General features: G+C 59.1%; 17 protein-coding genes. 10 read left to right on the top strand and 7 right to left on the bottom strand.

Annotated elements, in window-relative coordinates:
* Positions 1-132 precede the first annotated feature (132 nt).
* Positions 133-2,043, top strand: coding sequence for a methyl-accepting chemotaxis protein (locus AB5Y84_RS00605; RefSeq protein ID WP_110304492.1), 1,911 nt, complete (start codon positions 133-135; stop codon positions 2,041-2,043).
* Between the two features lie 84 nt (positions 2,044-2,127).
* On the opposite strand, the gene AB5Y84_RS00600 is transcribed toward AB5Y84_RS00605, so the two are convergent.
* The 6 genes from AB5Y84_RS00600 to ampD all read right to left on the bottom strand — a co-directional run bounded on the left by AB5Y84_RS00600 (position 2,128) and on the right by ampD (position 11,155).
* Positions 2,128-3,090, bottom strand: coding sequence for a sensor domain-containing diguanylate cyclase (locus AB5Y84_RS00600; protein WP_368176166.1), 963 nt, complete (start codon positions 3,088-3,090; stop codon positions 2,128-2,130).
* Positions 3,091-3,214: 124 nt separating this feature from the next.
* The gene (gene lpdA / locus AB5Y84_RS00595; protein WP_005336123.1) at positions 3,215-4,642 is read right to left on the bottom strand and encodes a dihydrolipoyl dehydrogenase; all 1,428 of its coding nucleotides are present in this window, start codon (positions 4,640-4,642) and stop codon (positions 3,215-3,217) included.
* A 148-nt stretch (positions 4,643-4,790) separates the two neighbouring features.
* Positions 4,791-6,677: a pyruvate dehydrogenase complex dihydrolipoyllysine-residue acetyltransferase gene (gene aceF / locus AB5Y84_RS00590; RefSeq protein ID WP_368176165.1), complete on the bottom strand. Its 1,887-nt coding sequence runs from the start codon at positions 6,675-6,677 to the stop codon at positions 4,791-4,793.
* Positions 6,678-6,796: 119 nt separating this feature from the next.
* Positions 6,797-9,457: a pyruvate dehydrogenase (acetyl-transferring), homodimeric type gene (gene aceE / locus AB5Y84_RS00585; protein ID WP_040068936.1), complete on the bottom strand. Its 2,661-nt coding sequence runs from the start codon at positions 9,455-9,457 to the stop codon at positions 6,797-6,799.
* Positions 9,458-9,536: 79 nt separating this feature from the next.
* The gene (gene pdhR / locus AB5Y84_RS00580) at positions 9,537-10,301 is read right to left on the bottom strand and encodes a pyruvate dehydrogenase complex transcriptional repressor PdhR (protein WP_005336127.1); all 765 of its coding nucleotides are present in this window, start codon (positions 10,299-10,301) and stop codon (positions 9,537-9,539) included.
* A 278-nt stretch (positions 10,302-10,579) separates the two neighbouring features.
* The gene (gene ampD, locus AB5Y84_RS00575; RefSeq protein ID WP_236268701.1) at positions 10,580-11,155 is read right to left on the bottom strand and encodes a 1,6-anhydro-N-acetylmuramyl-L-alanine amidase AmpD; all 576 of its coding nucleotides are present in this window, start codon (positions 11,153-11,155) and stop codon (positions 10,580-10,582) included.
* A gap of 130 nt (positions 11,156-11,285) precedes the next feature.
* On the opposite strand from ampD, the gene AB5Y84_RS00570 reads away from it, so the two are divergent.
* The 9 genes from AB5Y84_RS00570 (at position 11,286) to yacG (ending at position 19,112) form a co-directional block, all read left to right on the top strand.
* Positions 11,286-11,756, top strand: coding sequence for a TIGR02281 family clan AA aspartic protease (locus AB5Y84_RS00570; protein WP_005336129.1), 471 nt, complete (start codon positions 11,286-11,288; stop codon positions 11,754-11,756).
* Positions 11,757-11,759: 3 nt separating this feature from the next.
* A complete protein-coding gene (gene nadC / locus AB5Y84_RS00565; RefSeq protein WP_368176164.1) occupies positions 11,760-12,635 on the top strand; it encodes a carboxylating nicotinate-nucleotide diphosphorylase in 876 nt (291 codons plus the stop codon).
* 327 nt (positions 12,636-12,962) lie between these two features.
* On the top strand, positions 12,963-13,388 hold the full coding sequence (gene tapA / locus AB5Y84_RS00560; RefSeq protein WP_082182205.1) for a type IVa pilus major pilin TapA: 426 nt from the start codon (positions 12,963-12,965) through the stop codon (positions 13,386-13,388).
* A 9-nt stretch (positions 13,389-13,397) separates the two neighbouring features.
* Positions 13,398-15,104 carry a PilB family type IVa pilus assembly ATPase TapB gene (tapB, locus tag AB5Y84_RS00555; RefSeq protein WP_005336134.1) on the top strand — a complete coding sequence of 569 codons (1,707 nt, stop codon included), beginning with the start codon at positions 13,398-13,400 and terminating at the stop codon, positions 15,102-15,104.
* Between the two features lie 240 nt (positions 15,105-15,344).
* A complete protein-coding gene (locus AB5Y84_RS00550) occupies positions 15,345-16,586 on the top strand; it encodes a type II secretion system F family protein (RefSeq protein WP_005336136.1) in 1,242 nt (413 codons plus the stop codon).
* 61 nt (positions 16,587-16,647) lie between these two features.
* On the top strand, positions 16,648-17,520 hold the full coding sequence (locus AB5Y84_RS00545) for an A24 family peptidase (protein ID WP_368176163.1): 873 nt from the start codon (positions 16,648-16,650) through the stop codon (positions 17,518-17,520).
* A 13-nt stretch (positions 17,521-17,533) separates the two neighbouring features.
* Positions 17,534-18,148 (top strand): dephospho-CoA kinase, encoded by a 615-nt coding sequence (gene coaE, locus AB5Y84_RS00540; protein ID WP_368176162.1) that lies wholly within the window; start codon positions 17,534-17,536, stop codon positions 18,146-18,148.
* Between the two features lie 37 nt (positions 18,149-18,185).
* Positions 18,186-18,908 (top strand): cell division protein ZapD, encoded by a 723-nt coding sequence (gene zapD, locus AB5Y84_RS00535; RefSeq protein ID WP_201296125.1) that lies wholly within the window; start codon positions 18,186-18,188, stop codon positions 18,906-18,908.
* A gap of 9 nt (positions 18,909-18,917) precedes the next feature.
* Positions 18,918-19,112: a DNA gyrase inhibitor YacG gene (yacG, locus tag AB5Y84_RS00530; RefSeq protein ID WP_005336142.1), complete on the top strand. Its 195-nt coding sequence runs from the start codon at positions 18,918-18,920 to the stop codon at positions 19,110-19,112.
* A gap of 77 nt (positions 19,113-19,189) precedes the next feature.
* Here yacG and mutT read toward each other — a convergent pair whose 3' ends face one another.
* The gene (mutT, locus tag AB5Y84_RS00525) at positions 19,190-19,594 is read right to left on the bottom strand and encodes an 8-oxo-dGTP diphosphatase MutT (protein WP_019444787.1); all 405 of its coding nucleotides are present in this window, start codon (positions 19,592-19,594) and stop codon (positions 19,190-19,192) included.
* Between the last annotated feature and the right edge of the window lie 76 nt (positions 19,595-19,670).

The following is a 19,670-nucleotide window of genomic DNA, read 5'->3' as shown; positions in this document are numbered from 1 at the left end:
CATGGCAAAGGGGCACGCCGCCGCCCCTGTGAGCGCAAACGTAATCCGCAAATAAAGGGCTGCAAGCCTCATGGGTAGCGCCGCGCTGCCGCTAATATGAGCGTCGTCAATCTCAACCTTTTGAGCACCTTTATGCTGGCAACCCTCACTCTTAAACAGAAAATACTGGCCACGGTCACCCTGGCCGTGGTCGTCTCCTGCCTGCTGGTAGGCTACTTCAGCCAACGCTCGGCCCAGCAACTGATCGAAAACCGGATGTTCGAGCAGGAGCTCCCCAACCTGACCCAGCGGATCAGCAAGGAGATTGAACAGGATCTCCACGGCATCGCCCAGGCCGCACGCCAACTGGCCACCGACCGCTTTATCCTCGACTGGGTGGATCGGGGCATGCCCAAAGAGCAGGAGCCAATCCTCATCAACCAGCTCAAGGATGTGGCCAACCAGTATGGTCTGGTGACCGCCTCCTTCGCCGATCGACAGACAGCCGCCTACTACAACCAGGATGGCTTTCTGCGCAACCTGACCCCCACGCAAGATGCCTGGTTCTATGACTACACCAAGAGCCAGAAGGAGATGACCCTCAGCATCTTCCGCGAGAGCAACGGCGAGGTGAAGCTGTTCGTCAACTTCCAGCAGCTCAACGGGCGCGGGCTGGCGGGCTTTGCCAAATCCCTCGACACCATGGTGACCATGGTCTCCAACTTCCGGCTGGAAGAGAGCGGCATCGTCTTTATGGTCGATGGCAGCGGCAAGGTGAAGCTGCACCCCGAGGCCAACCGCATCGAGCGTGACACGCTTGGCAACATTGCCAGCGGAGATACCGGCAGCCTGCTGGCCAAACGCCCCTTTGCCGTCATCAACGCCGAAGTCAATGGCGAGCCCATGGTACTGGCCAGCAGCTATATCCCGCTGCTCGACTGGTATCTGGTGGCCCAGGTACCAGAAGCCGAGATCTATGCCGAGCTGGATCAGACCCGCAACGAGATCCTGATGATCTCGCTGGTGATTGCCCTTGCCATGGGGCTGATGGGGATGCTGCTGGCAGGCTCGGTCAGCCGCCCGCTCAACGAACTGGCCCGCCTGTTCAAGGAGCTGGGGAGCGGCGATGGGGATCTTACCCAGCGCCTCAAGGTGGAAGGACGTGACGAACTGAGTCAGGTCGCCACCGGCTTCAACAACTTCGTCGCCAAGATCCACGGCTCCATCGAGCAGGTGGCGGAGAACTCCCGCCAGCTCGCGGCCACAGCCAACGAGGTGGCCAACAAGGCGCAGCTGACCCAGCACAACTGTACTGCCCAACGTGACCGCACCGTGCAGGTGGCCACCGCCATCCACGAAATGGGGGCCACGGTGAGCGAGATCGCAGGTAACGCTTCGCTGGCTGCCGAAGTAGCCAGACAGGCCAACGATCAGGCCGATGCAGGGGCAGTAGTGGTAGCGCAGGCGCGCCACGGCATCGTCGACCTCTCCGGCGAGATTGAGCAGGTGGCAGGGGTCATCGAGTCGCTGGCGAGCCAGACCGACTCCATCGGCAGTATCCTCGAAACCATCCGCAGCATCTCGGAGCAGACCAACCTGCTGGCACTGAACGCCGCCATCGAGGCCGCTCGCGCCGGTGAACAGGGTCGCGGTTTCGCCGTGGTGGCAGATGAAGTGCGCAATCTGGCCAACCGCTCCGCCGCCTCGACCGCCGAGATCCAGGGGATGATCAACCGCTTGCAGGAGCAGAGTGCCCGCGCTGTCAGCGCCATGGCGCAGGGGCGCAACCAGAGTCTGGAGGTGGTGAGCCAGGCCGATGAGGCCAACGCCGCCCTCGGCCAGATCACCGCCCACATCACCCAGATCAACGACATGAATATCCAGGTCGCCACCGCCACCGAGGAGCAGTCCAGTGTGGTCGGCGAGATCAACCGCAACGTGGAAGATATCAACCAGCTCACCATGGAGACCGCCGATATCGCCCACCAGCTGACCGAGTCCAGCCGCAGCCTGCAGCAGCTCTCCGGTCAGCTGGACAAGCTGGTTGGCAACTTCCGACTCTGACCCCGACCTTGACCTGAGTCATCAAAAACAGAGAGCGCCGTGGCGCTCTCTGTTGTTTTGGTGGCGGCTAATCCGGCATAGCAGTCAGCCCTTGCCATCCCGTTTGCGCTGATACATCAGCTCATCCGCGCGGGTGAGCAGCTCGGCCAGAGAGGCACAGCCGCGCCCGTCATAGCAGACAATCCCGGTGCTGCAGGTCAGCGCATAACCGCAACCACTGTGCTGATTGTGCTCGGCCAACATGGCATTGAAACGCTCATAGGCCAGCTGTGCCTGCGCCTCCACCACATTGGGCAGCAGGACGGCGAACTCATCGCCGCCCATGCGGGCAAACACATCGGCGCCACGAAAAGCCTGCTTGAGCAGAGTGGCAAAGGCGATCAGGGCCCGATCCCCTTCTGCATGCCCCCACCGATCGTTGATCCCCTTAAAGCCATTGAGATCCAGATAGAGCAGCGCCAGTGGCATCTGCAAGCGACTGGCCAGCGAGAGGCTCTTCTCCGCCAGCATCACGAACCCGCGCCGATTGGAGATCAGGGTCAACTCATCAATGGTGGCGAGCTGCACTGCTTCTAGCTCCCGCACCACCATCGCCGCCAGATCCTTGAGCAGCCCGACATCCTCCTCACTCAATTCCCGCGGCACCGTATCTATGATGCAGAGCGTCCCCAGTTTGCAGCCGTTGGCGATCTGCAGTGGCTGTCCGGCATAGAAGCGGATACCGGGCCCGCCCACCACCAGCGGATTGTCGGCAAAGCGGGGATCCTGCGAAGCATCCGGCACGATAAAGGTCTCATTGCCCATGATGGCGTGGCCGCAGAACGAAATGTCCCGGGCGGTCTCGTGGACCTCCAGTCCGATACAGGATTTGAACCACTGGCGATCTTCATCCACCAGACTCACCAGCGCGATGGGGACATTGAACACCCGTCGGGCCATGCGGGTCAGCCGGTCAAACCGCTCCTCGGCCTCGGAATCCAGCAAAGATAGCCGCCGCAGGGTCTCCAGCCGCAATGCCTCATCGGGTGGAATAGGTGCTTCTAGCATCGAGCCTCTCTCATCAGTGCCAAAACCTATCTTTAGCATATTGGGCTTTGCTGAAGTCGGGGCAGCAAGGAGAAAACAAAAAGCCGCTCATTCGAGCGGCTTTTTAGACAAGCGGGGAAGAAAATTACTTTTTCTTCTTGGCCTTGGCGTTCGGCAGGTCGGTGATGGAGCCTTCGAACACTTCGGCAGCCAGACCCACGGACTCGTGCAGAGTCGGGTGAGCGTGGATGGTCAGCGCGATATCTTCGGCGTCAGCACCCATCTCGATGGCCAGACCGATTTCACCCAGCAGTTCACCGCCGTTGGTACCCACGATGGCACCACCGATGACACGGCCGCTCTCCTTGTCGAAGATCAGCTTGGTCATACCGTCGGAACAGTCGGACGCAATGGCGCGACCGGAAGCAGCCCACGGGAAGGTGGCGACTTCGAAGTTCAGGCCCTGTTGCTTGGCTTCCTTCTCGGTCAGACCAACCCATGCCATCTCTGGCTCGGTGTAGGCGATGGACGGGATCACTTTCGGGTCGAAGTAGTGCTTCTTGCCAGCGATCACTTCGGCGGCAACGTGACCTTCGTGAACACCTTTGTGCGCCAGCATCGGCTGACCCACGATGTCACCGATGGCGTGGATGTGCGCCACGTTGGTACGCAGCTGCTTGTCCACCTCGATGAAACCGCGCTCGGTCACAGCAACGCCTGCCTTCTCGGCATCGAGCATCTTGCCGTTCGGCACACGACCTACGGCAACCAGCACGTTGTCGTAGCGAACCGGCTCGGCCGGAGCGTGCTTGCCTTCATAGGAGACGTACAGGCCGTCTTCGCGCGCTTCAACTGCGGTGACCTTGGTCTCCAGCATGATGTTGAATTTCTTGGCGACGCGCTTGGTGTAGATCTTGACGATGTCTTTGTCGGCAGCCGGAACCAGCTGGTCGGCAAATTCCACCACGTCGATCTCGGAACCCAGAGAGGAGTAAACGGTACCCATCTCCAGACCGATGATGCCGCCACCGATAACCAGCAGTTTGCCGGGAACGGTTTTCAGCTCCAGCGCATCGGTAGAGTCCCATACGCGCGGGTCATCGTGGGGGATGAACGGCAGTTTCACCGGACGGGAACCGGCCGCGATGATGGCGTTGTCGAAGGTCACGGTAGTCTTGCCGTCTGCACCTTCCACTTCAAGGGTGTTCGGGCCGGTAAATTTACCCAAGCCGTTAACAACCTGAACTTTACGCATCTTGGCCATGCCAGCCAGACCGCCGGTCAGCTGGTTGATAACCTTCTCTTTCCACAGACGGATCTTGTCGATGTCGGTCTGCGGTGCACCGAAGACAATGCCGTGCTCGGCCAGCGCCTTGGCTTCTTCAATCACTTTGGCAACGTGCAGCAGCGCCTTGGAGGGGATGCAGCCCACGTTCAGGCAGACGCCACCCAGGGTGGAGTAACGCTCGACGATAATAGTATCCAGACCCAGATCGGCTGCACGGAAAGCAGCGGAATAACCGGCAGGGCCAGCACCCAGTACTACGACCTGGGTTTTGATTTCTTTACTCATCATGACCTCTTTGTCGTTCTTATATCCCCGGACAGCGCAGTCTTATACCGAAACGGGTGGCTGCAGCCGTGAAAAAAACGGGGCAAGTTTACGATCATGTTAATGAAATGAGAAGTAAAAAGGGCAGGCTCTGGGCCCGCCCTCTCACTTACAGGACCAGTCGACGAATGTCGGACAGCACGCCGTTCATGGTGGTGATGAAGCGAGCCCCATCGGCACCATCGATCACGCGGTGGTCGTAGCTCAGAGCCAGCGGCAGCATCAGGCGCGGCGCGAACTCTTTGCCGTTCCACTTCGGCTTCATCTCGGACTTGGAAACACCGAGGATGGCCACTTCCGGCGCGTTGACGATCGGGGTAAAGCTGGTACCGCCGATGCCACCCAGGCTGGAGATGGTGAAGCAACCGCCCTGCATGTCGGCAGCGGTCAGCTTGCCGGCACGGGCCTTCTTGGAGATCTCGGCCAGATCGCGAGAGAGCTCCATGATGCCCTTCTTGTTAACATCGCGCACCACGGGCACAACCAGACCGTTGGGGGTATCTACCGCCACACCGATGTGGATGTACTTCTTCATGATCAGCTTGCTGCCATCTTCGGACAGGGAGCTGCAGAAGCGCGGGTGAGCTTCCAGCGCCTTGGCGGCGGCTTTCAGGATGAACACCAGCGGGGTGATCTTCACGTCTGCCTTCTGCTTCTCGAGCATCGCATTCTGCTCTTTACGGAACGCTTCCAGCTCGGTGGTATCGGCTTCGTCGAACTGGGTGACATGAGGGATCATGACCCAGTTACGGTGCAGGTTCGGACCGGAGATCTTCTGGATGCGGGTCAGCTCGACCTCTTCCACATCACCGAACTTGCTGAAGTCTACTTTCGGCCACGGCAGTACGCCCAGACCGTTACCACCGGCTACGCCGGCAGAGGCAGGAGCGGACTCGGCACGCTTGATGGCATCCTTCACGTAGGCTTGCACGTCTTCTTTGACGATGCGGCCCTTGCGACCGGAGGCTTTCACCTTGGCCAGGTTGACGCCGAACTCGCGCGCCAGACGGCGTACCGCCGGAGAAGCGTGCACGTAGGCGTCGTTGGCAACGAAATCGGTCGCAGCAGCAGCCTGGGCAACCGGTGCCGGAGCAGCGGCAACAGGGGCTGCAGCGACCGGAGCGGCAGCTTGAGCAACCGGCGCGGCAGCAGGAGCAGCGCCAGCCACTTCGAATACCATGATCAGGGAACCGGTGGATACCTTGTCACCCGCCTTCACCTTGATCTCTTTGACCACACCGGCGAACGGCGCAGGCACTTCCATGGAGGCCTTGTCACCTTCCACGGCGATCAGGGACTGGTCGGCTTCAACCTTGTCACCCACGGCAACCATGATCTCGGTGACTTCCACTTCGTCGCCACCGATATCCGGTACGTTGACCTCTTTGGCAGCGGCGGCAACCGGGGCCGCAGCCACGGGCGCGACAGCTTGAGCCGGAGCAGCAACGGCAGCAGGCGCAGCGCCAGCCACTTCAAATACCATCACCAGAGAACCGGTAGAGACCTTGGCACCAGCGGCAACCTTGATCTCGACTACGCGGCCTGCGAACGGTGCCGGTACTTCCATGGAGGCCTTGTCACCTTCCACGGCAATGATGGACTGGTCAGCTTCTACCATGTCGCCCACGGCAACCATGATTTCAGTCACGTCCACTTCGTCGTCACCGATGTCCGGTACGTGCACATCTTTGCGCACGGCAGCGGCAGGTGCGGCGGCCGGAGCAGCAGCAACCGGTGCAGCCACTTCAGCAGGGGCGGCAGCGCCTTCGGCTTCGAAGATCATGATCTGGGAACCGGTGGCAACCTTGTCGCCCACCTTGATCAGGATCTCTTTGACGATACCGGCGGACGGAGCCGGTACTTCCATGGAGGCCTTGTCGCCTTCTACCGCGATGATGGACTGGTCCAGCTCGACCTTGTCACCCACGGCCACCATGATCTCGGTGACTTCAACTTCATCGGCGCCGATATCCGGCACCATAATCTGTTTGGACATTGTGCTTTATCCTCTTGCGTCGATCCGCGTGACTGGTTGATGCCGCCACGCACATCTCGCGTTAACCGTTTTAAATCCTGGCAGGGTCGCGCCGAATGTTGGCGCGACCCTTGATCCACTTACGCGTACAGCGGGTTGACCTTGTCGGCATCGATGCCGTACTTGGCGATGGCGTCGGCCACAACCTGCTTGTCTACCTCGCCGCGCTTGGCCAGTTCGGTCAGAGCAGCAACCACCACGTAGAACTCGTTCACTTCGAAGTGACGACGCAGGTTGGCACGGCTGTCGGAACGGCCGTAGCCGTCGGTACCCAGCACGCGGTAGTTCTCGGTCGGAACGAAGGCGCGAACCTGATCGGCGAAGGACTTCATGTAGTCGGTCGCAGCGATGGTGGCTTCGGAACCCAGTACCTGAGCGATGTAGGGAACACGCGCTTCAGAGGTCGGGTGCAGCATGTTCCAGCGATCCGCGTCCTGACCGTCACGAGCCAGCTCGTTGAAGGAGGTGACGCTGAACACATCGGAACCGATGCCGTACTCGCTGGCCAGGATCTGGGCAGCCTTGCGCACGTGACCCAGGATGGAACCACAACCCAGCAGCTGAACTTTCGCCTTGGCACCGGCGACGGATTCCAGCTTGTAGATACCCTTGCGGATGCCTTCCTCGGCGCCTTCCGGCATGGCCGGCATGGCATAGTTCTCGTTCAGGGTGGTGATGTAGTAGAACACGTTCTCCGGGTTCTCACCGTACATGCGGCGCAGGCCATCCTGTACGATCACCGCCACTTCATAGGCGTAGGACGGGTCGTAGGAGATGCAGTTCGGGATGGTGTTCGCCAGGATGTGGCTGTGACCATCTTCGTGCTGCAGACCTTCGCCGTTCAGGGTAGTACGACCGGAGGTTGCACCCAGCAGGAAGCCACGGGCTTGCTGGTCACCGGCTGCCCACGCCATGTCGCCGATCCGCTGGAAGCCGAACATGGAGTAGTAGATGTAGAACGGGATCATCGGGCAATCGTTGGTGCTGTAAGAGGTCGCAGCAGCCAGCCAGGAGGACATGGCGCCCAGCTCGTTGATACCGTCTTGCAGAACCTGACCCTGCTTGTCTTCCTTGTAGTAGGAGACGATGTCGCGGTCTTGCGGGGTGTACTGCTGACCGTGCGGGCTGTAGATACCGATCTGGCGGAACAGACCTTCCATACCGAAGGTACGGGCTTCGTCAGCCAGGATCGGAACGATGCGCTTGCCGATGGACTTGTCTTTCAGCATCACGTTCAGGGAACGCACGAACGCCATGGTGGTGGAGATTTCGCGCGCCTGCTCACCCAGCAGCGGACCGAAGGCATCCAGCGCCGGGATTTCCAGCTTGGTGGTGCTTTCACGCAGACGGGTCGGCACATAGCCTTTCAGGGCAGTGCGACGGTCGTGCAGGTATTTGTGCTCGGCAGAACCGGCTTCGATCTTCAGGTAAGGCAGATCGGCCAGCTGCTCGTCGGCCACCGGCAGGTTGAAGCGGTCACGCAGGTGACGCACGGAGTCCAGCTCCATCTTCTTGACCTGGTGAGCGATGTTCTTGCCTTCGGCCGCTTCACCCATGCCGTAACCCTTGATGGTCTTGGCCAGAATAACGGTCGGCTTGCCCTTGGTCTGGGTCGCCTTGTTGAATGCAGCGAACAGTTTGCGAGGATCGTGACCACCGCGGTTCAGGGCGAAGATCTCCTCGTCGGTCATATCTTTGACCAGCGCGGCAGTTTCCGGATAACGGTTGAAGAAGTGCTCGCGGATGTAGCCACCGTCGCGGGACTTCATGGTCTGGTAGTCACCGTCCACGGTCTCGTTCATCAACTGGATCAGCTTGCCGGAAGTGTCTTTCTTCAGCAGCTCATCCCACTTGCGGCCCCAGATAACCTTGGTGACATCCCAACCGGCGCCAGCAAACAGGCCTTCCAGCTCGTTGATGACCTTGCCGTTACCGACAACCGGACCATCCAGACGCTGCAGGTTGCAGTTGACCACGAACACCAGGTTGTCGAGCTTTTCACGCACGGCAACGGTCAGGGCACCCTTGGCTTCCGGCTCGTCCATCTCACCGTCACCCAGGAAGGCGTAAACGGTCTGCTCGGAGCAATCCTTGATACCACGGTCGGTCAGGTACTTCAGGAAGCGAGCCTGATAGATGGCGGCGATAGGGCCCAGACCCATGGATACGGTCGGGAACTGCCAGAAGTCCGGCATCAGTTTCGGGTGCGGATAGGAAGGGATACCCTTGCCGTCCACTTCCTGACGGAAGTTGTCCAGCTGCTCTTCGGTCAGACGACCTTCAGCAAAGGCGCGAGCATAGATGCCCGGGGAGATGTGACCCTGGAAGTAAACCAGATCGCCACCATCCTTCTCGTTGCGAGCACGGAAGAAGTGGTTGAAGCAGACATCATAGATGGTCGCAGAAGAAGCGAAGGAAGACATGTGACCACCCAGGTCCAGGTCTTTCTTGGACGCGCGCAGCACGATCATCATGGCGTTCCAGCGGATGATGGCGCGAATGCGGCGTTCCATCTCCAGGTCACCCGGGTAGTCCGGCTCGTCGCTGGACGGGATGGTGTTGATGTAATCGCGATTTGCCTTGGCAGCCACGTCCACACCGCTTACGCGGGCTTTCTCGGCCAACTGTTCAAGGATGAACTGAGCGCGTTGCGGACCCTCTTCACGCAGCAGGGATTCCAGAGAGGCAAGCCACTCCAGCGTTTCTATCGGGTCCACATCGTTCTTCAGGATATCAGACATGGCTGGTTCCTATGTTGTTGTGATTGCACGGCATTGCACGGCGAAGGGCGCAAGCATTCGACAATAAAGCCTTGTGGGATTAGTTTTCCTGCTGACGGATCCGACGCATGGATCGCTGGATCCGGCTGTCTTCCCTCTGCATATCCAACAAGGTGTCCTCGATAAAGGCCAGATGCTCATGACAAGCTGTTCTGGCCCGCTCCGGAGCCCCCGAAAGAATAGCCTCGATCAGATTCGCGCGATGGCGACGTATCTTGGCTACCACTCCCGGGCGGCGATTCAAAATCTCGTTATTCTGCAGAATGTTCTGTTCGAGCATCGGGCTCATGGCCCGCAGCAGGTGCAGCAGCACCACGTTGTGGGACGCCTCGGCCACCGCCAGATAGAACTGGGTCACGGCTGCCGATTCGGCCACCAGCGAGCCCAGCTGGCCCGCCTCTTCGATGGTGGTTTGCACCTGACGAATGCGCTCGAAATCAGACCCGGTTCCCCGCAAGGCCGCGTAGTAGGCACAGATGCCTTCCAGCGCGTGGCGAAACTCCAGCAGGTCATACTGGGCTTCCGGGTGTGTACTGAGCAGTTCGAACAGAGGATCGGCGATCCCCTTGCTCAGGGCATTCTGCACATAAGTGCCGCCGCCCTGACGGCGATAAAGCAATCCGCGCGCTTCCAGTCGCTGGATGGCTTCGCGCAAGGAGGGGCGCGATACCTGAAACTGGATGGCGAGTTCCCGCTCGGGAGGCAATTTCTGCCCCGGCTGCAGGCTGCCTTCCAGAATCATCTGTTCCAGCTCGGCGACAATGGAGTCGGCCAACTTGGGTTGCGTAATCTTGCGATAGGGCATGAGGCTACTTTGTTAAATTGGTATTACCAATTTTATGGATGGGGCGAAAATTAGCAGAGGCCTTTTGAAAAGTCCACTCAAAAGATGATCTGAGTCAAGAATCAACCCCACCACTTAAGGGGTAAAGCAGGGGAAACATGATTTAGCTCATAGAAAATGGTCTGACCAATATTCTTGACCTCGCTCACAAATAACATTTGCGCAACCAGAGACAAAAATGGCCTGCCAGATCGGCAAGCCATTGATTTTAAAATCCAAACTAAATTTGATTATTTACTTTAGCTGTTTAGTAGTTGCCGGTAGTAATCCCACTGGAAACTGGCTCCGGGATCCGTCTTGCGCCCTGGAGCTATGTCGCAATGACCGACAATTTTTTCGCGGGTAATCGCCGGATAGCGTTCTGAAATGGCTCGAGTGAGCCCTGCCAATGCCCGATATTGAGCCTCGGTGTAGGGGGTCTCGTCGGTCCCTTCCAGCTCGATGCCGATGGAGAAGTCATTGCATGCCTCTCTCCCCTGCCAGCTCGAGATACCAGCATGCCAGGCGCGTGCGCCGAACGGCACATACTGCACCAACTCGCCATCACGGCGGATCAAGCAATGGGCCGAAACCCGCAACTGATGGATACCGGCAAAATAGGGATGGGCATCGGGGTCGAGCCGCCCCATAAAAAGATCGTCAATAAAGGGGCCACCAAACTCCCCCGGTGGCAGGCTGATGCCATGCACCACCAGCAGGGAGATATCTTCCGGTGCGGCCCGCTCGTTGTGATGGGGAGAAGGCACACGGCGCGCCTGCTGGCACCAGCCAGCGGCATCGATAGAGAAACAAGGTTGCGAAGGGAGTTGAGTCATCGGCTACTCGAGTTGGCTGCTAAATGGCGAGAAAACGAAGATACCTGATAGGCAACCCGACACCAACTCACTGAATCAACGGGAAATGGTATGTTAGGCTGAGTCATCTTCCGCTCGATATGGATGGGGTATGCAGCACACGGCACGCTGGATGTGGTTACTGGCCTGGCTCTCTTTGATGGGCCTGCTGACCCTCTATTTTCACTCCCGCAACCAACCAAGCGTCACCGCCAGCGGCGAGCTGCTGCTGCGGGCCGACCAGAGCGGCCACTATCGTCTGGAGGGTGCCATCAACGGCCAGCCGGTGCAACTGCTGCTCGATACCGGCGCCACCCGTATCACCATCCCGCAGCAGGTTGCCGAGCGGCTCGGCCTGACCGCTTATGGCAGCAGCCAGGTCAATACCGCCGCAGGGCAGATCCGGGTTGGCAACGGCACCATCGAAACGCTGGCGATGGGGCCATTGACCTTGTACGATCTGGCCATCTTTATCAATCCGGCGGCAGACGGTGACGAAGTGCTGGTTGGCATGAACGCCCTCGGTCGGCTGGAGCTGGTTCAAAAGGAGCGGCAACTGCTGCTCAGACCCTTGCAGGAATAAGGCATGTTTCAACAGGATGTCAGCCGCGCCGTGCGCGCCGCACTACTCGAAGATCTGGGCAATGCCCTCACCACGCTGGACCAACCGGACGCCAGCGCCGATATCACCGCACAGCTGATCCCGGCCGACCGGATGGCCAGCGCCCGGGTCATCACCCGTGAAGCAGGAGTATTCTGCGGCCAGCCCTGGGTGGATGAAGTCTTCCTGCAACTGAAGGCCCAGCTCGGTGGCGAAGTGAAGGTGGAGTGGCTGGTGCAGGATGGGGAAGTGCTCTCCCCCAATCAGGAGCTGTTCCGCCTCCATGGCCCTGCCCGCCTACTGCTGACCGGCGAGCGCAATGCGCTGAACTTTGTCCAGACCCTCTCAGGCGTCGCCACCCTCACCGCCCGCTATGTGGCAGAGCTGGAGGGCACTGACTGCCGCCTGCTCGACACCCGCAAGACCATACCGGGGCTGCGTACCGCCCAGAAGTACGCAGTCACCTGCGGCGGCGGCAAGAATCACCGCATCGGTCTCTACGACGCCTATCTCATCAAAGAAAACCACATCCTCGCCTGCGGCAGCATTGCCGAGGCGATTAATGAGGCTCGTCATCTCAATCCGGGCAAACCGGTGGAGGTGGAAGTGGAATCGCTGGCAGAACTGGAGCAGGCGCTGGCGGCCAACGCCGATATCGTGATGCTGGACAACTTCGATGTTGCCATGATGCGGGAAGCGGTCGCCATCAATCAGGGCCGCGCCAAGCTCGAAGTTTCCGGCAATGTGACGCTGGATACTCTGGCCGAGTTTGCCGCCACCGGTGTCGATTTTATCTCTGTCGGGGCGCTGACCAAGCATGTACGGGCGCTCGATCTCTCCATGCGCTTTATCCAGCAGTGAGATTCACCCCGCAGGCCTGAGCAAATACTCGACCTAACCGGATAAACGACTTGCAAAAGGCGCCATAGGCGCCTTTTCTTTATGCAGAATCCCTCAGCAAAGGAGTGTGATGACGGACCCGCTTTCACCCGTAACAAAGAGTCATAAGAAGCCACTTATTTTATGACTCGCATCAAGTTTTTGGTAAATGACATGAAAGTAGTTAACAAAGGCAGCAATCTCTGTTGCCACCCCTGACAGCTCGGATAAGATACTGACGTGCGGATGATTTTCCACCGACACTTCCCAGGAACCAAGGATAAAAGGATATTTTCCATGAAGAGCGAAATGAAGAAACAATCGGGTTTTACCCTTATTGAACTGATGATCGTGGTCGCGATCGTGGCCATTCTGGCGGCAGTAGCACTGCCGGCGTACCAGACCTACACCAAAAAAGCTAAGTTTACTGAAGTAGTGGCGGCTACTGGAGCTTATAAAACTGCAATTGAAATTTGTGCGCAAACAACAGGTGCAGCCTCGGGAGCACTAAGCACCTGTGATGCGGGGTCCAATGGTGTACCCTCCAATCTTACAGCTGGGACAGGAGAGGTTAAAAGTGTTGAGGTAAGTGATACAACCAACGCTATAACCGCAACCGGTAAAGAAGCTACTTTTGGTACTGGCATGACATATATCTTAACACCGAGTGTTGAAACTGATGGCAAAGTAACATGGGCAGCATCTGGGGCCTGCAAAACGAGTGGCCTCTGCTAAAGCTATAGCATGACCTCTAGCCCTAATAGCGGCCTGGCGTTAAGCCTGGCCGCCTCTTCACTGATCAGTGAAGAGGACTCCCAGCGCTATCTGAGCCAGGCCAAGGCCCAGCGCAAACCCTTTGTGACATTTCTGATAGAGAACGAGATCCTCGACAGCAAGGCGCTCGCCGATTTTTGCGAGCTGGAGTATGGGGTACCTCTGCTGGATCTTGCCGCCTTTGATTTGGCCGAGATCCCGCAGAAGTACCTCAATCAGAAGCTGATTGAGAAACACCACGTCCTGCCCATCTACACCCAGGGCCACACCCTCTATATCGCCATGTCGGATCCGACCAATGTCTCGGCGTTGGAGGACTTCGGCTTCAGCTTCGGTCTTCATACTGAAGCCCTGCTGGTGGAGGAGAACAAGCTCACCGCCGCCATCGGCAAGCTGCTGGAGAGCGAAAACGACGCCCTCGGCATGGAGGATATCGACGAATCCGAGATTTCGGATCTCGAGGTATCCGACGAAAACAGTCGGCTGGACGAAAGCGTCAATACCGCCGATGACGATGCTCCCATCGTCAAGTACATCAACAAGATCCTGATGGACGCCATCAAGCGCGGTGCCTCCGACCTGCACTTCGAGCCCTATGAGTTCAAGTATCGGGTCCGCTTTCGCATCGACGGCATTCTGCATGAAATCGCTACGCCGCCGGTCAACCTCTCCAACCGCTTCTCCGCCCGCCTCAAGGTCATGGCGCGGCTCGATATTGCCGAGCGGCGGCTGCCACAGGATGGCCGCATCAAGCTGAAGCTGTCGCGCAACAAGTCGATGGATATGCGGGTTAATACCCTGCCCACCATGTGGGGGGAGAAGATTGTTATCCGTCTGCTCGACTCCTCGGCGGCACGCCTTAATATCGAGCAACTCGGCTTTGATGACCGGCAGAAGGCGCAGTACCTGCGCGCCCTCTCCAAGCCACAGGGGATGATCCTGGTGACCGGCCCCACCGGCTCGGGCAAGACGGTCTCGCTCTATACCGGCCTCAATATTCTCAACACCACCGAGGTAAATATCTCTACCGCCGAAGATCCGGTGGAGATCAACCTGCCCGGCGTCAACCAGGTGCAGGTCAACCCCAAGGCGGGGCTCACCTTCGCCAGTGCCCTGCGCTCCTTTTTGCGGCAAGACCCGGATGTGGTGATGGTGGGTGAAATTCGCGATCTCGAAACCGCCGAAATCGCCATCAAGGCGGCACAGACCGGCCACCTGGTGCTATCCACCCTGCATACCAACTCCGCCGCCGAGACCCTGACCCGGATGATGAACATGGGGGTTCCGGCCTTCAACATCGCCTCCTCGGTGACCCTGATCATGGCCCAGCGGTTGGCCCGTAAACTGTGCGACCACTGCAAAGCGCCGGAAGTGGTGCCGGAAGCCGAACTGCTGGAGCTGGGCTTTACGCCGCAGCAACTGGCGGCCGGGCTGCGACTGTTCAAACCGGTCGGCTGCAAGGAGTGTTCTGGCGGCTACAAGGGACGGGTCGGCATCTACGAAATCATGTTGATGTCGGAGAACATCGCCAAATTGATCATGCAGGGCGCAAACTCCCTGCAAATCGCCGCTATCGCGCAGAAAGAGGGGATGCGAACCCTTCGTACCTCAGGACTGGAGAAAGCCCGGCTCGGGGTCACCAGTCTGGCCGAGGTCAACCGGGTCACAACCAACTGATCCGCGTAGCGGAACGACCCGCCGGTTTGGTTGGCAGAACGCATCATTCGCCCACAAACTCGGTATGGATGGTAACCCGAGCGACAGAATAATCAGGCATTAAAGTGACTGGGATGGCGCCAAGAAGGTACCACCCACCCTATCAGTACCCCGCAGGCATCAAGCCAGTCGGGCACCTTGACCAGGTTGGTGACGTGCAGAGCCCGACTCTGACAACCAACCCCATTGCAGGATGCAAAGATGGCAACCCTAACGAAAAAGAACAATGCCCCCAAGAAAGTCTTCGCCTTCCGCTGGCACGGGGTAAACCGCAAGGGGCAGAAGGTCTCCGGCGAGCTGCAGGCCGACAGCATCAACACCGTCAAGACCGAACTGCGCAAGCAGGGGGTCAACGTCACCAAGGTAGCCAAGAAATCCCAGGGGCTCTTCTCCAAGGGCGGCGCCAAGATCAAGCCGATGGATATCGCCATCGTCTCACGCCAGATCACCACCATGCTCTCCGCCGGCGTACCACTGGTGCAGAGCCTGCAGATCATCGCCCGCAGTCACGAGAAAGCCTCGATGCGCGAGCTGATGGGGCAGATTGCCGCCGATGTGGAGACTGGTACCCCCATGTCGGAGGCGCTGCGTCGCCATCCTCTCTATTTCGATGATCTCTACTGCGATCTGGTGGAAGCCGGTGAGCAATCCGGTGCGCTGGAAACCATCTACGACCGTATCGCCACCTATCGGGAAAAGTCGGAAGCGCTCAAGTCGAAGATCAAGAAGGCGATGTTCTACCCCACCATGGTCATTCTGGTCGCTATCGTGGTGACCTCCATCCTGCTGCTGTTCGTCATTCCGCAGTTCGAGGATATCTTCAAGAGCTTTGGTGCCGAGCTGCCGGTGTTCACCCAGTTTGTTATCGGCATCTCCCGCTTTATGCAGAACTGGTGGTATGTCTTCTTTGGTGGCACGGCCCTTGGCATCTTCCTTTACGTGCGGGCCTGGCGGGCCTCCCAGAAGGTGAAAGACAATACCGACAAGTTCGTCCTCACCATTCCGGTGGTCGGAATGATCCTGCACAAGGCGGCGATGGCCCGCTTTGCCCGCACCCTGTCGACCACCTTCTCCGCCGGTATCCCGCTAGTGGATGCACTCATCTCGGCGGCCGGAGCCTCCGGCAACTATGTCTATCGCACCGCCGTCATGGCGATCCGCAATGAGGTGGTGGCCGGTATGCAGATCAACGTGGCAATGCGCACCGTCGATCTCTTCCCCGACATGGTGATCCAGATGGTGATGATCGGTGAGGAGTCCGGCGCCATCGATGATATGCTCTCCAAGGTCGCCACCATCTTCGAACAGGAGGTGGATGATCTGGTCGATGGCCTCACCAGCCTGCTAGAACCCCTCATCATGGTGGTGCTCGGGGTGCTGGTCGGCGGCATGGTTATCGCCATGTACCTGCCCATCTTCAAGCTTGGCGACGTGGTAGGCTGATTTATCAGGGCATGGCACCACAACCATGCCCTCCCCCTCATTCAATAACTGACGGTTGGTTATGACACTTCTTCTCGAGCTGGCTCACAGCTTGCCCTGGCTATACTTCTCGCTGGTTTTTCTCTTCTCCCTGATGATCGGCAGCTTCCTCAACGTAGTGATCCACCGCCTGCCCATCATGCTGGAGCAGGAGTGGCAGGCCGAGTATCGCAGCTACTTTTCCCCCGATGAGGAGGCCACTGCGCCAGAGCGCTACAACCTGATGGTCCCCCGCTCCGCATGTCCTCACTGTGGCCACGCCATCACTGCGCTGGAGAACATCCCGCTGTTGAGCTGGCTCTGGCTCAAAGGGCGTTGCCGCGACTGTCAGGCCCCCATCTCGGCCCGCTATCCGCTGGTAGAGCTGCTGACCGCCCTGCTCTCGGTGGCCGTTGCCATGGTCATAACGCCGGGCTGGGGGACGCTGGCCGCCCTGTTGCTGACCTGGGTGCTGGTCGCCCTCACCTTCATCGATCTCGACAAGATGCTGCTGCCCGACCAGCTCACCCTGCCACTGCTGTGGGGTGGGCTGCTGTTCAACCTGGCAGGCGGCTTCGTGCCGCTGGCGGATGCGGTGATCGGTGCCATAGCGGGCTATCTGGTGCTCTGGAGCCTCTACTGGGCTTTCAAGCTGCTAACTGGCAAGGAGGGGATGGGCTATGGCGACTTCAAGCTGCTGGCGGCGCTGGGCGCCTGGCTCGGTTGGCAGGCGCTGCCCATAATTCTGCTGCTCTCATCTCTGGTCGGTGCCGTGATCGGCATCAGCCTGATCGCCTTGCAAAAACATCATCAGGGCAAGCCCATCCCCTTCGGCCCCTACCTCGCCATCGCGGGCTGGATCGCCCTGCTATGGGGCGATACCATCACCCGCTGGTATCTCTCTACCCTGCTTTGAGCAAGAGGCCCCCATGTATGTAGTTGCTATCACAGGTGGTATCGGCAGCGGCAAGACCACTATCGCCAATCAGTTTGCCGCGCTGGGTATCGAGGTGGTGGATGCCGATGTGATCGCCCGCGAAGTGGTCGAGCCGGGTACCCCGGCCCTTGCCGCCATCGCCGACCATTTTGGCCCTGATGTGATTGCTCCGAGCGGTCCACTCGACCGTCGTGCCCTGCGCGAGCGGGTCTTCAGCGATCCACAGGCCAAGGGGTGGCTCAATGCCCTGCTCCATCCGCTGATTCGCAGTGAAATGCAGCGCCAGTGTGCCGCGGCACGCTCACCTTACTGCCTGCTGGTGGTGCCACTGCTGGTGGAGAACAAACTCACCGGCCTCGCCAATCGGGTACTGGTGATCGATGTGGATGAAGCCACCCAGATTGAGCGCACCTGCCGTCGGGATGGGGTATCGGCCGAGCAGGCCCGGGCCATCATCGCCGCTCAGGCGAGCCGGTCGGAACGTCTCGCTGCGGCGGATGATGTCATCGAAAACCACAATGGCAGCGAAATGGCGATTAAAACGCGGATTTTGGCGCTGCACGAGACATATCTGGCAATTGCCTCTCAACAAGGCCGCCAAGTGTGAGTACACTAGGCCGGTTTATGGCTGGCCAGGATTAGGCATGATTTACGATTTCCCCCTCAATGAAAAAAGCCGGACCTATCTTCGTCTGGAGTCCCTGTTTTCCCAGATCCGCGACAATCTGGAGAGTGAACAATCCTGGGCACATATCGCCTTCTTCAAGGGGCTGTTCGATCTGCAGGAGTTGCTGGAGCGTGGTGACCTGCGCGCCGACCTCATCAAGGATCTGGAGCGTCTCGGCCAGCGTCTGAGCCACTGGGCCAGCCTGCCCGATGTCGATCTGGAGCAGATCAAGCAGATGCAGCAAGAGAGCAGTCAGCTCTCCCGTAACCTGCTCAACTCGCCACGCCCGGGTGCCCGCCTGAAAGAGGATCGTCTGCTCGGCTCCATCCGCCAGCGTTTCTCCATCCCCGGTGGCCTGTGTGCCTTCGATGTGCCGCAGCTGCACCACTGGCTCGGTACCCCGGCCATCACCCGTCACCAGCAGATGCAGGGCTGGCTGAGCGATATCAACCTGCTGATGAATGCCATCACCCTGCTGCTGCGCCTGTGGCGTGAATCAGGCAGTTTCAGTGAGCAGGTTGCCAGCAACGGTTTCTTCCAGGACACCGCCGAGAGCGCCGAGCTGATCCGCATCAAGCTGCCGGGCAATCTGTTCTGCTATCCAACCCTGAGCGGCCACAAGAACCGCTTCGCCCTGCGCTTTCTGCCCACCGCAGAACAGCCGATTGGCGACGTGCCGTTCCAGCTCGCCTGCTGCTAAGGAGGGCTTATGGTCACCAAGGTAAAGTGTCCGACCTGTCAGAGTGAAGTGGAATGGGGCCCGCAGAGCCCGTTCCGCCCCTTCTGCAGCAAGCGCTGCCAGCTGATCGATCTCGGCGAATGGGCCGATGAAGAGAAGCGGATCCCGGGGGAGATCAACCCGGATCTGCTGCCGGAGCCGGAAGAGGGTGACCAGTGGCTATAAGCCCCAGATCACCTACCTCCGCAATATGAAAAAAGGGCCGATTGGCCCTTTTTTCATGTTGGTTGATTACTACCGGCTCAAGCCAGCAGACCCTGTAGCCGCGCTACAATCGGGCCATTGGCGTCGGGGAAGTGGTAGTTGTGCAGCTCGGCCACCGGCACCCACAGGCACTCCTGCCCCTCTTTGCCGAACGGCTCACCGCTGAAACGAGTCACCTTCCAGATATCCAGCAATACCTGCTTCTCGGGGTAGTCGTGCTGCAGTTCCATGAAGGGGGCACAATCCAATACCCGGATGCCGATCTCTTCCCACAGCTCCCGATCCAGCGCGGTGAGCAGATCCTCACCGGACTCCACCTTGCCGCCGGGAAACTCCCAGCGATCCCCCTGATGGCGATCGGAGGAGCGTCTAGCGATGAAGATATCGCCCCGTTCATTCTCGATGACGCCAACCGCCACCCAGATCCGTTTTTTCTGTTCCATCTTGGTACCTTTACACGCAATACATGACCGGGCCGTTCGATGCGCCCAACCTCTGGCTGGGTGAACGACCGATAAT

It is taken from the genome of Aeromonas sp. s11 (assembly GCF_040907945.1).
GTDB lineage: Bacteria > Pseudomonadota > Gammaproteobacteria > Enterobacterales > Aeromonadaceae > Aeromonas > Aeromonas veronii.
The sequence above is the reverse complement of the archived record's forward strand: the minus strand, read 5'-3'. Positions and strand labels throughout refer to the sequence as shown.

What these genes read in the sequence shown, in the direction of transcription:
- AB5Y84_RS00605 (WP_110304492.1), top strand. Translation starts at nt 133, where the DNA reads ATGCTGGCAACCCTCACTCTTAAACAGAAAATACTGGCCACGGTCACC.
- AB5Y84_RS00600 (WP_368176166.1), bottom strand. Translation starts at nt 3,090, where the DNA reads ATGCTAGAAGCACCTATTCCACCCGATGAGGCATTGCGGCTGGAGACC.
- lpdA (WP_005336123.1), bottom strand. Translation starts at nt 4,642, where the DNA reads ATGAGTAAAGAAATCAAAACCCAGGTCGTAGTACTGGGTGCTGGCCCT.
- aceF (WP_368176165.1), bottom strand. Translation starts at nt 6,677, where the DNA reads ATGTCCAAACAGATTATGGTGCCGGATATCGGCGCCGATGAAGTTGAA.
- aceE (WP_040068936.1), bottom strand. Translation starts at nt 9,457, where the DNA reads ATGTCTGATATCCTGAAGAACGATGTGGACCCGATAGAAACGCTGGAG.
- pdhR (WP_005336127.1), bottom strand. Translation starts at nt 10,301, where the DNA reads ATGCCCTATCGCAAGATTACGCAACCCAAGTTGGCCGACTCCATTGTC.
- ampD (WP_236268701.1), bottom strand. Translation starts at nt 11,155, where the DNA reads ATGACTCAACTCCCTTCGCAACCTTGTTTCTCTATCGATGCCGCTGGC.
- AB5Y84_RS00570 (WP_005336129.1), top strand. Translation starts at nt 11,286, where the DNA reads ATGCAGCACACGGCACGCTGGATGTGGTTACTGGCCTGGCTCTCTTTG.
- nadC (WP_368176164.1), top strand. Translation starts at nt 11,760, where the DNA reads ATGTTTCAACAGGATGTCAGCCGCGCCGTGCGCGCCGCACTACTCGAA.
- tapA (WP_082182205.1), top strand. Translation starts at nt 12,963, where the DNA reads ATGAAGAAACAATCGGGTTTTACCCTTATTGAACTGATGATCGTGGTC.
- tapB (WP_005336134.1), top strand. Translation starts at nt 13,398, where the DNA reads ATGACCTCTAGCCCTAATAGCGGCCTGGCGTTAAGCCTGGCCGCCTCT.
- AB5Y84_RS00550 (WP_005336136.1), top strand. Translation starts at nt 15,345, where the DNA reads ATGGCAACCCTAACGAAAAAGAACAATGCCCCCAAGAAAGTCTTCGCC.
- AB5Y84_RS00545 (WP_368176163.1), top strand. Translation starts at nt 16,648, where the DNA reads ATGACACTTCTTCTCGAGCTGGCTCACAGCTTGCCCTGGCTATACTTC.
- coaE (WP_368176162.1), top strand. Translation starts at nt 17,534, where the DNA reads ATGTATGTAGTTGCTATCACAGGTGGTATCGGCAGCGGCAAGACCACT.
- zapD (WP_201296125.1), top strand. Translation starts at nt 18,186, where the DNA reads ATGATTTACGATTTCCCCCTCAATGAAAAAAGCCGGACCTATCTTCGT.
- yacG (WP_005336142.1), top strand. Translation starts at nt 18,918, where the DNA reads ATGGTCACCAAGGTAAAGTGTCCGACCTGTCAGAGTGAAGTGGAATGG.
- mutT (WP_019444787.1), bottom strand. Translation starts at nt 19,594, where the DNA reads ATGGAACAGAAAAAACGGATCTGGGTGGCGGTTGGCGTCATCGAGAAT.